The following is a 14,089-nucleotide window of genomic DNA, read 5'->3' on the forward strand; positions in this document are numbered from 1 at the left end:
TCGCCAAACAAGATTTAGTTCATGCCTTGACACCCCCAATAAAAAAGTTCCCTCAAAATATACTTCTGAGGGAACATAATAACAACCTGTTTAAACTTGCACCAACAATACACCATAAAAGAAGGCCTACTTTCAAAAATCATGTCGTTTTTGTATCATTTCATTTTTGTCCTAAAGCAACCTTTAATGCCAACTTCATTTTTTCAATATCTAGTTCGGTTAAAGGTTCTTCGTAGTCAACGATGCGGGCAGCTAATGTAAATAACTCCGTTTCTGACAGGGATGGATCTTCTGTCACAAAATCTTCTTCTGCGGTACTTGAGAAAGGATCGTCAATAATGGGCGGTTCTAGTTTTGCTAATGCAGTTATTAAATATTCTGGATTGAGCTTAAGAATGTTGGCTATACGTTTTACTTTTTGATAATCCCATTCATTTGGAACAATACTGCCTAATCCTTCTAAATATTGAACAGATAAACCGGTTTGTTTAGCCAAATCTTCAAAGGTTATACCTAGATCTTCAAGTCTTGTTTCCAAAATGTAATCAATAGACTCACAGATTAAATAACTAACGGACACACCTAATGCATCAGCTATTTTTTCCAAAGTATTTATGGTTGTGCTTTTAACATTATTATTCTCAATATCATTCAGTGTACTTTTTGATACCTCTGCTTTTTCAGATAAAGCCCTTAGGCTTAACTTCTTTTCTTTGCGTAGTCTTTTCAAATTTTCACTTAGCATTGGGACTCTCCTCTCGAATACATCTTACATCTATTATAATCATTTGTCCGATAAAGTAAACCGTTATTTCTTAATTTATGCGTAAAAGTAGCTTGTTAAACAATCTTGTCCGGTTTATGAGAATGTTTTTCTTTACAAATGTCCGGTGAAATGGTACAGTAATTTTCAAGAAGAGAGGTGAGATACATGGAAAACAAGATACGAGAAGTCATTGAAGCAAAAAATATCAAAATAACTGATGTGATTAGGGAAACAGGTTTATCAAAATCTTATATTTATGCTGTTCTTGCTAATAATTCAGTTCCCAGTCTTGTTAACGCTCGTAAGATTGCTGATGCGTTGCAGGTAGATATTGAAGAAATTTTTCCGACTTACACTGGCTCAATTAAATAATAACTCAGGAGGAATTTAAATGAATAACACATTAGAAATGCTTATCGAAAAGTATGGTGCAGAAGTTATTATCGCGAGGATACTAGAACAGTTAAGATTGCTAGCTCAAAGTAAAAATCAGGAGGTTATAGATGTGGTGAAGACCCTTTTATCAGAGACAGGTTGTGATACGGAATATATCTATACTCTTTGTGAATACACCAATCTGGCTACATATGTTTCAGACACAATCCAGATTACAGATGAACCATGGAATAGCGCAAAGGAGCTTTAAAAATATAAATGCAGCTGATAACGATGTGTACCATATCAGCTACATTATAACTCTAAATACTAGAACAGGAGGGCGCTATGAATTTCATTATATCAACTGGCAACAGCCGAAGGGACAAGCTCTTGAAGCATAAAACGGTGCCTTGGGATGAGTTCGTAAAACGGCTCTCCCGCACCACCATTACTAGCGAAACTCAAAAAGAATACCTGAAAATGAAAAAGTATCAACAAGACAACGTAAAAGACGTAGGTGGCTTTGTGGCTGGGGAACTAAAGGACGGAAGACGGAAAAAAGAAAACGTCATCTGCCGCTCGATGTTGACATTGGACATGGATTATGCTGATGATGCTGAACTCATTACATCCAATATTGAAATGCTCTATGACTACGCCTGCTGCATCTATTCCACTCACAAACACACATCTGAAAAGCCAAGGTTAAGGATCATCATTCCCTTATCCAGGCCAGTGTCAGCAGATGAGTACCAGGCCATCAGCAGGATGGTTGCTAAGCAAATCGGTATTGAAATCTTTGATGACACCACCTATGAACCAAACCGGCTTATGTACTGGCCTAGCACATCTTCGGATGGTGAGTACTATTTTAAAGTTATTGAGGGTGAATTTTTAAACCCAGATAATATCTTAGGGCTTTATGAGAACTGGCGAGACTCATCGTCATGGCCGGTATCATCGAGGCAGACAACAATCATTGAAAGGAATTTAGGAAAACAAAAGGACCCATTAACCAAAGCTGGACTGGTGGGTGCCTTTTGCAGGTGCTACAGCATCACTGCTGTGATTAAAAATTTTCTAGCTGATGTTTATGCACCGAGTGTCGTAGAAGAACGTTATGATTATATCCCAGCAGATTCATCAGCAGGGGTGATTATTTATGATGATAAATACGTCTATTCTCACCACGCAACAGATCCTGCTTGTGGCAAATTATTAAACGCCTTTGACCTTGTAAGAATACATAAATTTATCGATCTTGACGAAAACATGAAAGAAGATATGTCCTCTACCAAGCTTCCATCCTACAAAGCGATGCTAGAATTTTCGGCAGAAGACGAAAAGGTAAGAATGCAGCTAGCAAATGATCGTATGGCGCAACTTAATGAGGACTTTAGCCCAGAAGATAATAATGACTCATGGCAGGTAAAGCTTGAAGTCAATAAAAATGGTGGGGTAAAAGATACCTTAAGTAACATTACTGAAATTCTTCGCCATGATGAGCTATTTACCTCCATTGCCTATAACGAATTGTCGCACCGGCTGGATATAAAAGGTGAGCCGCCTTGGAAACAGGTAAAGCCTGGCTGGAACGATTCAGATTTGTGCAATGCCAAGGTTCTAATGGACAAGAAGTATGGTATCTATTCACCATCAAAGTTCAAAGATGCTCTCATTACAACTGCATCAGAAAGGGCCTTTCATCCTATTAAAGATTATTTCAATTCCCTACCAGTTTGGGACGGAAAGAAAAGAGTAGATAGGTTACTTATCGACTATTTTGGTGCCGAGGATAATTGCTATACACGGGATGTGATGAGAAAAACCTTAGTGGCTGCAGTAGCGAGGATCTATGAACCCGGCATTAAATTTGATAATGTTTTAATCTTAATCGGAGAACAGGGTATTGGTAAATCTACCCTCTTTTCAAAGCTGGCAATGGAGTGGTTTTCAGACAGCCTAACTCTTTCAGATATGAGGGACAAGGCATCAGCTGAAAAACTTCAAGGTTACTGGATATTAGAGTTGGGTGAACTTGCTGGGCTACGCAAGATGGATCTTGAACTGGTGAAGGCTTTCATCACAAGGCTAGATGATAAGTTCAGACATAGTTATGGCGTTTACGTGGAGAGCCATCCAAGGCAGTGTATTATCGTTGGCACCACCAATTCAGAAAAAGGAATCCTAAGAGACGTAACCGGGAACAGAAGGTACTGGCCAGTTTATGTAAGGAAAGGCGAGAAAAACATGTGGGATATGTTAACCAAGAAAGAAGTGGACCAGATTTGGGCTGAAGCTATTTTTAGATATAAGCAAAGTGAAGAGTTAATCTTAAAGGGTGAATCAGCAACTCTAGCATTAAAATACCAGCAAGAAGCCATGCTCGACAAAGTAAAGCTCCTGGCGTCGCTTTACTTTGTCGAGCATGGCACTTCAGTTAACTAAAGAATTGGCTTTTTGCATGTTTTCTTTTGGGTCAGGTGGTTTCAATGAAAGGTTACTAGGCGGTGCCAGGTACCGTCTTCGCATGAGGATGATAAACGAGCATGAAAGGTTACCAGCGGACGGAACCAGGCACCGCCCCCGGGCACTTGGTTTGTACAATGCAGGAAAAATGAACTACTCCTAGAATAAAATGTATAAATTTTTTAAAATATTGATGGGGGTAGGAAGTATGGGTAGAAAACCAAGGGTATGGTATCCGGGAGCAATATACCACGTGATTTGCCGGGGAAATCATAGGCTAAATATTTTTAGAGATGATGAGGACAGGATTATTTTTTTATCAATTCTTAGTGAACTGCGCAAAGAGTATTCCTATCATGTTCTTTGTTATTGTCTGATGACCAATCACTTTCATATGATCGTTGAGACTTTAGAACATAGTATCACACAGATAATGACCAAGTTTAATTGGCGTTATGTAAAATACTTCAATAAAAAGTACCAGTTTGTTGGAAGACTATATCAAGACAGGTTTATTGCAAAATTAATTACTGATGATAAACAGTTACTAGAAAATAGCAGATATATCCACCTAAACCCAGTTAATACAAAAGTACCGCTCTGTGAAGATATTACCCAATATCCTTGGAGTAGCTACCAATATTTCATTATCAAGGAAAAGGATGATTTATTGAAGCCAGAGAAAATATTAAACATTTTCGGAGATAACTCACAAGAAAAATATAAGAAATATGTTGAGGCGGAAAGAAGTCCATTAATAGAAAAATAGTGTATGTCGCGTTACTTTGCTAAAGTGGCGCACTTTAGTCATACTGCAAAGGAACCAAGGGCCGGTTCTTTAAGTGTTACCACCCGCGCAGAATAGCGGTAAAGAAATTATGCCAGTGGCAGGGATAAAAAGTATATAATAGGCAGGAAAAAACGACAACAAATGCGGAAAAGCCGTCTCATGCTTCAAAATTCAAGCAGGAGGCCGCTTTTGGTGTCAGGATAGGCATACTCGGCGAACAGGATTCCCTGCAGAGCAGGCCTCGTTCGCGAAGGTACCCGGTACCTACAAAATTAGACAATTGATAGTTAAGGATAAATTTCGATAGCTGCATATAATTCTTAAAGTAAAATAGAAGAGGTTTCTTTTGTCTCTTCTAAATGGACAACCTACCTTTGATTATTTGTACAAAGGCTTTAGTTTCTTCAATTAAAAGATCTACTTGTTCAATATCAAAACATACAAAATCTGTGTAATCGCCCTTCTGTCTGTAATCAAATATAGTTCTGTAGAATTTACCTAACTCTATACTAATTCGCCCAGGCTTAACCCAGTATTGATTAAACAGTGATCTTATACCGCTATGTTTTGGGGAACTCATGCCTTCTGTTGGTAGTAATGCTGAGACAGCATAGAAACATGCATAATAAAGCCTATTTACGGAAGTATTAAAATGACCGGAATTAAAAAGGAGAGCAGCCTCTTCTATGGACTCTTCAGCCCTACTTAATCTGTAGTTTATTAACTGGAGAATCTCTTCATTCATATGGTTATCCCATTCCTAATTACGTTTTGATGGAAAGGTAGCGATTGATAGGAGTGGGAGTTCCAGGCCTCCGAAGATATGACCTGAATACTAAGAACATTATCAGTTTCCAATTCAAGTTCGTATATTCTATCGCCAATTAATCGTTCTAGTTGCCAATTAATAGGACCATCAATTATGACCAATAAATCATAGTTTGAATCTTCCATTGCCTCTCCCCGGGCTCTTGAACCATAGAGTATTAACTGAGCATTAGGAACGACTTCAAGAATAATCTCCTTACATCGTTGAAGTGTCTTATGTTGGTTTTCGCTAAGGGATCCTTTAGTTTTTTTCGTCAGCTCTGACATATTTATTAATTGTCCTGGAAAAATCCAAGAAGTCATTAAGGTGGAGTTCAATGATTTTTTGCAATATATTAAGATTAAGGGATTGATAATCATGGACAGCAATATTTCTGAATCCTACCATGGCTTTAAGGCGATCAGCTATTTCTTTGCCAATAATACCATTCTGAAAGAGTAATTCAAAGCTTTGCCGACTAGATTGAGGCAGGCCTAAATTTTTTTCAGCAACTACATGCATGGCTAAATCTATGGAAGCTTCACAGGCCCTTTGTAGATTAAGAATAATTGAGTCCTGTTTAGTGAAGTTGTAAAGATTATCAGGGTTACTAGCATATTCTTGGTTAATTCTCTGTATACAGCGATGAATAATTTGGCTTTTATTGAGAACGACGTCGTCCATCATAGGAGTCCTCTTTCTGCTTTTAATAAGATAGGCTTTCTTTCTTCGTTTAATTTAGCATATTTTTTATAAGTCAAAACTTGAAAGAGTCTTTTTTTATTTATATCATTACAAAAGATTTCTCTCCCTGTAAAGAAGATTTGTGCTTGAAATACGGTAGAGGCGTTCTTAAGATCAACTAAATCAACCTCTTTGCCAATCATATCGGCAAGCCCTTGTCCAATTATAAATAAGTCATAGTCATTGTGAGTAATATCGCTGAGGAAGGCAATGTCAATATCACTTGTTTCATTAAAAGTACCTTTGACCGCAGAACCAAAAAGCATAATCAAATAGGGTGAAACCTTTTCGAGTAGATACCTATTAATTAGGAGTATATCTTTTTCACTAATCGTTTTCATGAAAACACCCCAATTATTACCATTATATAATTACTAAACCTTAATACCAATATAATTTCTCTAAAAGAATTGTACGTTAATTTATTATGTAAGGGTGGGGGAGTCAGCCTCACTTGCCTTACCACTTAAACTAATTATAGCGCATGAATGCACGTTCACGAAGGTACGAAGGTACCTGGTACCTACAAGTTTCGACAACGGTAAATAGAGTTGCCAGCATTTTTATAGCAATTGGTAATAAACAGTCTCATTGTCCATTATCCTTTGGGCAGTACCTTTATAGACTAGGTGTTCCAGATGTGACATAGCTTCACCTGAGGCAAACCATTTCTGTGCTCCGGGAAAATCCTCCCAACTATCATAACTCAGATCCCAATGCATTTTTGCTGCAGTCTGGCTGGCTGTTTTTTTCCCTTCTCGGAGTATCTGTAATATTTCCTCCAATCTATCCTCATGATGGACAATAAGTTCTTTAATCCTTTTGCGATAATCTTTGATAATGCTACGATGTGCAGGGAAGACCAAGTCAATATTAAACTCATATATCCTCTTGAGGCTATCGATATAATTTCCTAAGCTATCTATCTCATAACCCCAAAAGGTAATATTTGGTGTAATCTCGTTTAGAATATGATCACCGGAAAACAGTAACTTATGCTTCCGTTCATATAAAGCAATGTGACCAGGTGTATGTCCTGGAATATCTGTCACTTCCAGTACATAAGAACCGACCTCAAATATGTTCCCTTCACAGATTGGACAATAATCAAGCATTTCAGTACTGGTATTGCCAAATTCCTTGTTATTAACTGTAAGGCCTTTCTGGTCTAGATCAAGTGCATTGTTCATTTTCTTAATTACAGTATAGGTTGAAGCCCGAAAAGAATTGAGTATGTCCCCATCCAATTTACTGATAAAAACCCTGCAGCCTGATTTCCTTAAGTCGTCAGCTAACCCAGAATGGTCAACATGCATATGGGTTAAGACCAAATCAGTCTTGGAAAGATCAATATTAAGTTCCTTTACCCCCTTCATAAAAGCATTCTGGCAGGCCTGGAGGTTAAAGCCAGTATCAATGATAAGATTTCTTTTGTCAGATACAAATATGTAACTATTTAGTGATTTTAGAGGATTGTTTGGGAGAGGAATTTCATTGAGATAAATATTGGGGAAAACTTCAGACAACATCATTTTCACCTCTACGCTTTAGTTTGCTAAAGTGCCAGGCACTTTAATCATACTGCAAGAACCAAGGAATGGTTCCTTGGTTCTTGTGGATGGGCTGTTCTTAAACATCGATAAGCTTCTTTTTAATTAGCTGAATATCTACTTCAGATATAAAATCTCCACTTCCTACCATTCTTTACAAGAACCCCTTCCCTTTGAGAGCACTCCAGCTTGGATAAAATTGCTCTATTCGAAAACTCGTTCCTTTCGGTTTATTCGTTCTTTTTTAGGTAAATTTGCATAAAACCTTAGTTGGAATTGAAAATTTGGACGTTTTTATCTGGACTTAACATTTAATCTAAGTTAATTTGTTTCACTATCATCACTTATTTATTAACTAAAAAGTTTTTTTAACATAATTTTACTAATTTTACCATTAAAATTTTAATTACTCAAGTGATTCTTCGCTGTAATTCCGGCAGGCCTCCCGTCTCTTCCAAATTTAGCGAAAACTGATCCTACTTACATTAATTGGTCCTGTATATCAACTTAACCTTTTCTATGCAGGAGAGAAAAAGAGTTCTTATTAAGGCTGGTTTATATAGAGGAGTTTCCTTGTTAGTTTATGACTCTCTGGGTGTGGAACTTAAGGGGAGAAGTATGGAAGAGAACGGTATGAGGAAAGAATAAAGGACACTTAAGAGCAGATTGGATTTACTCCAAACATAACTTCTTCCCCTCTCCGACTAAGGTACGCCTACTTTATCGTTCCATTATTTTTGAAGATTAACTAATCTATTAGCTTTAGAGATTCCTTTATGTTTTTTATTTTTTTTCTCATACATGAGCTTATCACAATACTGAATAAGTTCATGTATATTCTTATATGAACTATTAAATATAGCCATTCCATAGCTATATTTAATACTATAAGGCTTGTTACTGCTTACATTATAGTTATAAATATTATTATTTAGTTGTTCTATATACCCTTTTAAAACTTTCGTTCGGTTTTCGTTGATCAAGACAATAAATTCATCACCACCTAAACGAATGGAAACCCCTTTCCACTCGAATGCTTCTTCCAATTGTCTAGCAAATATGCGCAACACCTTATCTCCTTCATCATGACCATAGACATCATTGATAGTTTTGAAATCGTCTAAATCAATATATAGAACGGCTAAAACAATGTTCTTTTTCCTGCTCAAAATTGTAAGGTGTTCATCATAGGCAATACGATTACCTATTCGTGTTAACGGGTCAAGCTTAGTCTGACTGTGTATAATATAAATATAGTTAATTACAATTGCAATGGCTAAACTGTTCCAAATTGTTAAATATATAAAGTAATACAGTTGAAAAATAGAGAGCAAGGAAGGAAATATTGCAAACAAACTAAGTATAATCAATTCTTCCCTACTGAGTTTCTTACGAGCTTGATATAAAACAAGTAAATTTAAAAAGTAATAACAGTAACTTGTTAGCGGCGAAATAAAAAACAATGGACCCCGTACATAAATATTCTCATCGGTTATCGTAAATATCCAATTAAAGCTATAACTTCCCAGTGATATAATAGCATTTACTAAAAATGGCAAACTGAGGCATAGAACCTTATTACTATTTATTTTTTTGAATCTGCTCGTTCTTTCATATGTATATAGTGTTGCACAAATCGGCACCAAGGGTGCCAATGTGAACCCTAATGTATCAACCAACCTATGTGAATTAATTAAATTAATATAATTACTGGAATTTAGCAAGACACTCAAAATTTCTAATACCAATATTAATATAGTTAGCTGTATTAATACCAAAAAAAACTTATGGACGTTTTCTTTCCTATTCAATTTAAACCAAGCATGAGCTGTAATGCTTGACAATAATATAACCATAAAAATATTAATCTGTACCGCAAGTATTGTATTAATTGTTCATCCACTTCCTTTAAAAAACAACAATATACCTATATTACATATCTAATGCAACATATTGGTATAATACTATTTAAAACTTATTCGATATTATTTTTTGTCGCATTTTGCTATATTATAACAACGATTATCTATCTAAGTAAACATGCAATAGATGTGCGTCTCAACTACTGAAACTAGATTTTACTTATTTTTGACCGGTGCTAAATACCAAGTTATTTTGTAAAAAAAAATGGCCTTATCTCTCTTTCAGGAGGATGCGGCCATTTTACTGTTATGTCTTTAACTATGGTATGGTTCATTATGTTTTATCTTAAACTAACAATAGATTTTCATTAACAATAGATTTACTAGTTGTTGGGGAAAGGTGAGGTTAGATATGGATAAGGGGAAGCTAGCCCGTTGAACAAGGGAAAAGTATTAAACGAGTATTATTCTGAAGGAGTAATTTAAAGGCTAATGCTTTTCCCTGCTTATTCTACTAATTATTGGTAAACCACTGAATTAATCGTAATGTAACCCATAACATTGCCAATAGAAGAACTTTCGTTTTGGTTATCTTTACATTTGGGTTAAACCTGGAATATATAAAGAAAAACAAATAAGAGGCGCTTAGGCCAGCGATGATTTCTAAAGCTATATTTTTTAACAATAACCCTAATTCCATGCAATCCCCCTTCTCACTCGACTCTGTAGCTAGTTATATCTTTTTCCTTATAAGATCTATTCATAGTACTTGCACAAATGTTAGCCATACTTTACCCTTGTTTTTTGAACGTGAGATTTGCCGATTATTCTGCTTTATACAAACCTTTTTCCTGTAGAAATTCCATTAACAGCTTGGCGGTTCCACCAGTAATTTTTAAGCAGTTTTTCAGTTGTTCTGCTGATTCAAAGGGATGTTGATTTAATACTTTGCAATAGGTGGAGCCAAACTTTGCTTCAAAGCGGTCATGAAACTGACTAACTACAGCATAGGCTTCGTCGCGGGAGACTTGATTAGTGGTTCTACCCTTAAGCATACTTATGGCCATAACAGACCCCGATAAAGCCCCACACATACACCCAGCATGTCCCAAACCACTACCAAAACAAGTTATGAGCTTTACTTGTTCTGGATTCATTTCTGGTGCCAAATACTCCCGAAAAGCTAAGAAGATCGCTTCTGCGCAGTTATATCCTTGCTTATAGTAACCGCCTGCCTTGTTACGTGCCTCAGTTGATATATTGTTATCCATGCTAAAACCTCCTTGTATTAAATGATGTATACTTCTCTAAAAAGATAAAATTTCCTACTAACTTTTGTGTTGGATCTTGTATATCAATCATAAGAAGATTCGCCTGCGGATGAATAGGAGCAACACTCAATAATGTGGTAGAATAATATAAAAAATTATTGCCCCAGTTACAGTAGATGGGATTGATGTTGTTGATAAATGAAGAAGCTTTACTGCAGGAGGAATTAAAAAAGGTAAAGTTCAGAATTCAGATACTCAATATAATAGAAGAAAAGCTTAGAGAAATGAAAGCACTGGCTGAACAGGTTGCGGGAAAAGAACTTGGGCAGGAGGAGATTGCCAATATTCAATCTCGTGTTTATGAGCTAGCCAGTGAAATTCGCACCTTGGAAAATGTTGTGGAGCCTGAGGTCTATAATTAGGCATAACTAATAAAAGTTATTTAAGGGGGGTTGTAATTGGATATTGCAGCTTTATCCATTATGAAGAATCAAGTTAAATTACAACAGAATGTTGGTGTTGCTGTTTTAAAGAAAGTAATGAATACAGCTGAAGAAAATGGCAATTTCTTAACTGAGATGTTGGGAAAAGGAGGACATTCGATTCCCCAGGCTAAAGCAGATCATCTAGGTAACAGAATAGATTTGTATGTCTAAAGAAAATACCATAACCACCGATAAATAAAGTAGAGTTCCACGGGAAGGTGGTATTTTATGTCCTCTAATATGAGAATTGGTGGCTTAGCCTCCGGTATGGATATTGATCAATTGGTCATGGACTTAATGAAAGTCGAACGCATGAAAGTAGATAAACTGGAGCAGGAAAAACAGACCTTAGAGTGGCAGCAGGAAGATTTTAGAACAATCAACTCTACTTTTCGCAGTTTTCGGGATAATCATGTTTTTAAAATGAGGCTTACCTCGACTTTTCAAACCAAATTGGCCACTTCCTCCAATAAAGATGCTGTGGCAGTATCAGCCAGTGCCAGTGCTGCCGAAGGTACCCATTCCATAAAGGTTACGAGATTGGCACAGGGGGCAGCCATTACGGGTGCTGAAATTGGCTCAAGTGATAATAAAACAACGTTGAAAAACCAAATTTCTAGCCTTGGTGATCAAGAAAAACTTCTTATCAACGGGACTGTATTTAAATTTGATCCCAATAAGGAAAGTATTTATGATGTGGTCAGGCGGATAAATAATCAGAGGGTTGAAGGTGTTGCTTCCCACATTATTAAGGCTGCCGTTGATGCTGATCCTGAAAAAAATATTGTCGGTGAAAAGCAAGTTCAAACCTTGGAATTCTCCGAAAATGCTCTGGTGAATGGTTTAGTCATTAAAATTGGTAATAAATCCGTAGGACTTTACGATGCCAATGGCTATGGCATTGAGTCCGAGGCAAAATTGGCCATGGGTGTTGACTACGCCTATAAAATTGAAGATTTGGCCGGACCGGATAAGGTTGCTTCATTAGTAGAAAAACTTAAAACAGACTTAGCTGCCGATAATGTTGAGCTCACCATTGATCCGGCCAACACGAGAGAGTTAACTATCACTTCTAAGGAAGTGGGTATCGCTAAGGCAGTGACTGCCACTGTATCCGGAGGCAAAGAATGGACAGTTCGGGCCTCTTACGATGAAACCTTAGACCGTTTCTTTCTGACAACCAGCAAAACTGGTAAGGAGCACCAGATCAATTTGGACAGCACTGCTTTATCAGATGCACTTAAGCTCACTGAGGCGGGTAAAAAATTATATACCAGCGATATAGTAAACAGCACTGTTCCTACTGGCGTAACCTACAAAGAAGGCCTTAATGCCAATGTTGTAATTGATGATTTGGTTATTAATGATGTTTATACTACTAACAACATCTCCCTTAACGGTATTACCTACAATATCTACAATACCACTGAGACAGCAGTGCAGGTAACTATTAGTCAAGATGCTGAAGGTGTATACAATACCATTAAATCCTTTGTGGATGAGTACAATAAGACCCTGGAATTAATTGAAGGCAAACTTAATGAAAAGCGCTACAAGGATTATACCTGGCCTTTAACAGATGAACAAAGAGAGAAACTTACCGATGATCAGATTGACCAGTGGAAGGAACGGGCACGCAGTGGCCTGTTGCGTGGTGATGATACTTTAAGACAGATCAGGGACAAAATGCGCCTGACAGTTGCCAGCCTCTCCAAAATTGGCATTACAACCACGGCAGATTATACCACCGGTAAGCTGGAAATCACCGAACAAGGGGAAAAGAAATTGCGAGAGGCCATTGCCAATGACCTTGATGGTATCGTAGATTTGTTTACCGACAGCTCCCAGGGCATAGCCCAGAAGTTGTCCGATAGCATTGGTTCTACCATTACCACCATTATAGATAAAGCAGGCATGACCGGCAATAAAACCGATGATGAAAGCTATTTGGGCAAACGAATTGATAATGTTAATGATGATATCGACAGTTGGGAAGACCGTCTAACACAAATTGAAGACCGCTATTGGCGGCAATTTTCCGCCATGGAACAAGCACTAAATCAGCTAAATCAACAAAGTGCCTGGCTCATGCAGCAATTTGGCAGTGGGGCCTAAATATTGTTTGATAAATTCCAAAATGTGGTGGTTCCTATGCGGTGCGGAACGCCACAGTTGGCGTTCCCTACTATGCTTAAAAGGAAGTGTCATTTACCCACTAACCAGGTGTTGTGACACTCCCTTTTTATTTACTCACCTTTAATTAATTGAGCCAGGCCTTCAATCACGGACTTAGGTGAAGCAGCATTTTTATTTTCCTGCTCAATGGCCTTTAATAGTTCTTTGCGAAAAATTTGTATGTTTTTCGGAGCATCAATGCCAATTTTAATGTTATCCCCACTAATATCCACCACCGTTATGGTGATGTTATCGCCAATGCAGATAGATTCATTCTTTTTTCTGGATAAGATCAGCATTATTTTGCCACCGTCCCTTGTAATAAACTTTTGAGGGACTCCCTTATACTTAAAGCGGCATCATTTAAGATCAGTTGTGTACCTTTGCCCAAGGCAATGTTTATGATAACCGGTGCTTGTAAATTGACAGTGGCCTGTTCCAGACTGCCGTTGATGTTAACAATGTTAAATACTGCAACCTCCTCCAACCCTTTAATCTCCAGCTCTTCCTGGGTAGTTTCAGTTAAAACAAATTCATAATTCTTGGTATATTGAAAAGGGTTGATACAAAGAAAACAGATGTCTGCTTCTTCAGTGGATTGTAAGTAGTAAAGCTCTGTTCCCTCAAAGGCATGACTTAAGTTGAAATGATGCAGGTTTTCAAAACCCGGCAGACCTTGGGCAAAAAAGATCTCAAGCGTTTGCTCCACTATGATGGCCTCCTTGTGAAGTATACTAAAGGTTTTCTTTCTAATGTACCATAAATAGACTCAAGAAACCCGAGAAATATCC

The 14,089-nt window shown here is 37.3% G+C and carries 17 protein-coding genes; 7 read left to right on the forward strand and 10 right to left on the reverse strand.

Annotation, left to right across the window (positions count from 1 at the left end):
• Positions 1 to 160: 160 nt before the first annotated feature.
• Entirely contained in the window at positions 161 to 745 is a 585-nt protein-coding gene (locus ACYQ03_RS07795) for a helix-turn-helix domain-containing protein (RefSeq protein ID WP_459908992.1), read from the reverse strand.
• 186 nt (positions 746 to 931) lie between these two features.
• Between ACYQ03_RS07795 and ACYQ03_RS07800 the strand changes: the two genes are divergently transcribed.
• The 4 genes from ACYQ03_RS07800 to ACYQ03_RS07815 all read left to right on the forward strand — a co-directional run bounded on the left by ACYQ03_RS07800 (position 932) and on the right by ACYQ03_RS07815 (position 4,382).
• Positions 932 to 1,138, forward strand: a complete 207-nt coding sequence (locus tag ACYQ03_RS07800; protein ID WP_459908993.1) for a helix-turn-helix transcriptional regulator — start codon at positions 932 to 934, stop codon at positions 1,136 to 1,138.
• A gap of 19 nt (positions 1,139 to 1,157) precedes the next feature.
• Positions 1,158 to 1,412, forward strand: coding sequence for a hypothetical protein (locus ACYQ03_RS07805; protein ID WP_459908995.1), 255 nt, complete (start codon positions 1,158 to 1,160; stop codon positions 1,410 to 1,412).
• A 77-nt stretch (positions 1,413 to 1,489) separates the two neighbouring features.
• Positions 1,490 to 3,592 carry a virulence-associated E family protein gene (locus tag ACYQ03_RS07810; RefSeq protein ID WP_459908997.1) on the forward strand — a complete coding sequence of 701 codons (2,103 nt, stop codon included), beginning with the start codon at positions 1,490 to 1,492 and terminating at the stop codon, positions 3,590 to 3,592.
• 229 nt (positions 3,593 to 3,821) lie between these two features.
• The gene (locus ACYQ03_RS07815) at positions 3,822 to 4,382 is read left to right on the forward strand and encodes a transposase (RefSeq protein WP_459908999.1); all 561 of its coding nucleotides are present in this window, start codon (positions 3,822 to 3,824) and stop codon (positions 4,380 to 4,382) included.
• Between the two features lie 376 nt (positions 4,383 to 4,758).
• Here ACYQ03_RS07815 and ACYQ03_RS07820 read toward each other — a convergent pair whose 3' ends face one another.
• From ACYQ03_RS07820 to ACYQ03_RS07850, 7 genes are all read right to left on the reverse strand, one after another.
• Entirely contained in the window at positions 4,759 to 5,148 is a 390-nt protein-coding gene (locus ACYQ03_RS07820; protein WP_459909001.1) for a HEPN domain-containing protein, read from the reverse strand.
• A complete protein-coding gene (locus tag ACYQ03_RS07825) occupies positions 5,145 to 5,498 on the reverse strand; it encodes a nucleotidyltransferase domain-containing protein (RefSeq protein ID WP_459909002.1) in 354 nt (117 codons plus the stop codon). Before ACYQ03_RS07825 ends, ACYQ03_RS07820 begins: the two co-directional genes overlap by 4 nt.
• Positions 5,473 to 5,898, reverse strand: coding sequence for a type VII toxin-antitoxin system HepT family RNase toxin (gene hepT / locus ACYQ03_RS07830; RefSeq protein ID WP_459909003.1), 426 nt, complete (start codon positions 5,896 to 5,898; stop codon positions 5,473 to 5,475). Before hepT ends, ACYQ03_RS07825 begins: the two co-directional genes overlap by 26 nt.
• Positions 5,895 to 6,296: a type VII toxin-antitoxin system MntA family adenylyltransferase antitoxin gene (gene mntA / locus ACYQ03_RS07835; protein WP_459909005.1), complete on the reverse strand. Its 402-nt coding sequence runs from the start codon at positions 6,294 to 6,296 to the stop codon at positions 5,895 to 5,897. Before mntA ends, hepT begins: the two co-directional genes overlap by 4 nt.
• Before the next feature lie 222 nt (positions 6,297 to 6,518).
• The gene (locus ACYQ03_RS07840) at positions 6,519 to 7,484 is read right to left on the reverse strand and encodes an MBL fold metallo-hydrolase (RefSeq protein ID WP_459910776.1); all 966 of its coding nucleotides are present in this window, start codon (positions 7,482 to 7,484) and stop codon (positions 6,519 to 6,521) included.
• Positions 7,485 to 8,236: 752 nt separating this feature from the next.
• Positions 8,237 to 8,875: a GGDEF domain-containing protein gene (locus tag ACYQ03_RS07845; RefSeq protein ID WP_459909007.1), complete on the reverse strand. Its 639-nt coding sequence runs from the start codon at positions 8,873 to 8,875 to the stop codon at positions 8,237 to 8,239.
• Between the two features lie 1,316 nt (positions 8,876 to 10,191).
• A complete protein-coding gene (locus ACYQ03_RS07850; RefSeq protein ID WP_459909008.1) occupies positions 10,192 to 10,638 on the reverse strand; it encodes a C-GCAxxG-C-C family protein in 447 nt (148 codons plus the stop codon).
• 191 nt (positions 10,639 to 10,829) lie between these two features.
• On the opposite strand from ACYQ03_RS07850, the gene ACYQ03_RS07855 reads away from it, so the two are divergent.
• Genes ACYQ03_RS07855 through fliD form a run of 3 tightly spaced genes read left to right on the forward strand, consistent with a single transcriptional unit; the run spans position 10,830 to position 13,238 of the window.
• The gene (locus ACYQ03_RS07855; RefSeq protein WP_459909010.1) at positions 10,830 to 11,060 is read left to right on the forward strand and encodes a hypothetical protein; all 231 of its coding nucleotides are present in this window, start codon (positions 10,830 to 10,832) and stop codon (positions 11,058 to 11,060) included.
• Positions 11,061 to 11,096: 36 nt separating this feature from the next.
• Positions 11,097 to 11,294, forward strand: a complete 198-nt coding sequence (locus ACYQ03_RS07860; RefSeq protein ID WP_459909012.1) for a YjfB family protein — start codon at positions 11,097 to 11,099, stop codon at positions 11,292 to 11,294.
• Positions 11,295 to 11,351: 57 nt separating this feature from the next.
• A complete protein-coding gene (gene fliD / locus ACYQ03_RS07865; protein WP_459909014.1) occupies positions 11,352 to 13,238 on the forward strand; it encodes a flagellar filament capping protein FliD in 1,887 nt (628 codons plus the stop codon).
• Positions 13,239 to 13,369: 131 nt separating this feature from the next.
• On the opposite strand, the gene csrA is transcribed toward fliD, so the two are convergent.
• On the reverse strand, positions 13,370 to 13,597 hold the full coding sequence (gene csrA / locus ACYQ03_RS07870; protein WP_459909016.1) for a carbon storage regulator CsrA: 228 nt from the start codon (positions 13,595 to 13,597) through the stop codon (positions 13,370 to 13,372).
• Positions 13,597 to 14,007 carry a flagellar assembly protein FliW gene (locus ACYQ03_RS07875; RefSeq protein WP_459909017.1) on the reverse strand — a complete coding sequence of 137 codons (411 nt, stop codon included), beginning with the start codon at positions 14,005 to 14,007 and terminating at the stop codon, positions 13,597 to 13,599. Before ACYQ03_RS07875 ends, csrA begins: the two co-directional genes overlap by 1 nt.
• Positions 14,008 to 14,089 lie beyond the last annotated feature (82 nt).

This window comes from Desulfotomaculum defluvii (genome assembly GCF_054657375.1).

Excerpts from the sequence above, each read along its gene's own strand:
- ACYQ03_RS07795 (WP_459908992.1), bottom strand. The coding sequence starts at position 745 with ATGCTAAGTGAAAATTTGAAAAGACTACGCAAAGAAAAGAAGTTAAGC.
- ACYQ03_RS07800 (WP_459908993.1), top strand. The coding sequence starts at position 932 with ATGGAAAACAAGATACGAGAAGTCATTGAAGCAAAAAATATCAAAATA.
- ACYQ03_RS07805 (WP_459908995.1), top strand. The coding sequence starts at position 1,158 with ATGAATAACACATTAGAAATGCTTATCGAAAAGTATGGTGCAGAAGTT.
- ACYQ03_RS07810 (WP_459908997.1), top strand. The coding sequence starts at position 1,490 with ATGAATTTCATTATATCAACTGGCAACAGCCGAAGGGACAAGCTCTTG.
- ACYQ03_RS07815 (WP_459908999.1), top strand. The coding sequence starts at position 3,822 with ATGGGTAGAAAACCAAGGGTATGGTATCCGGGAGCAATATACCACGTG.
- ACYQ03_RS07820 (WP_459909001.1), bottom strand. The coding sequence starts at position 5,148 with ATGAATGAAGAGATTCTCCAGTTAATAAACTACAGATTAAGTAGGGCT.
- ACYQ03_RS07825 (WP_459909002.1), bottom strand. The coding sequence starts at position 5,498 with ATGTCAGAGCTGACGAAAAAAACTAAAGGATCCCTTAGCGAAAACCAA.
- hepT (WP_459909003.1), bottom strand. The coding sequence starts at position 5,898 with ATGATGGACGACGTCGTTCTCAATAAAAGCCAAATTATTCATCGCTGT.
- mntA (WP_459909005.1), bottom strand. The coding sequence starts at position 6,296 with ATGAAAACGATTAGTGAAAAAGATATACTCCTAATTAATAGGTATCTA.
- ACYQ03_RS07840 (WP_459910776.1), bottom strand. The coding sequence starts at position 7,484 with ATGTTGTCTGAAGTTTTCCCCAATATTTATCTCAATGAAATTCCTCTC.
- ACYQ03_RS07850 (WP_459909008.1), bottom strand. The coding sequence starts at position 10,638 with ATGGATAACAATATATCAACTGAGGCACGTAACAAGGCAGGCGGTTAC.
- fliD (WP_459909014.1), top strand. The coding sequence starts at position 11,352 with ATGTCCTCTAATATGAGAATTGGTGGCTTAGCCTCCGGTATGGATATT.
- csrA (WP_459909016.1), bottom strand. The coding sequence starts at position 13,597 with ATGCTGATCTTATCCAGAAAAAAGAATGAATCTATCTGCATTGGCGAT.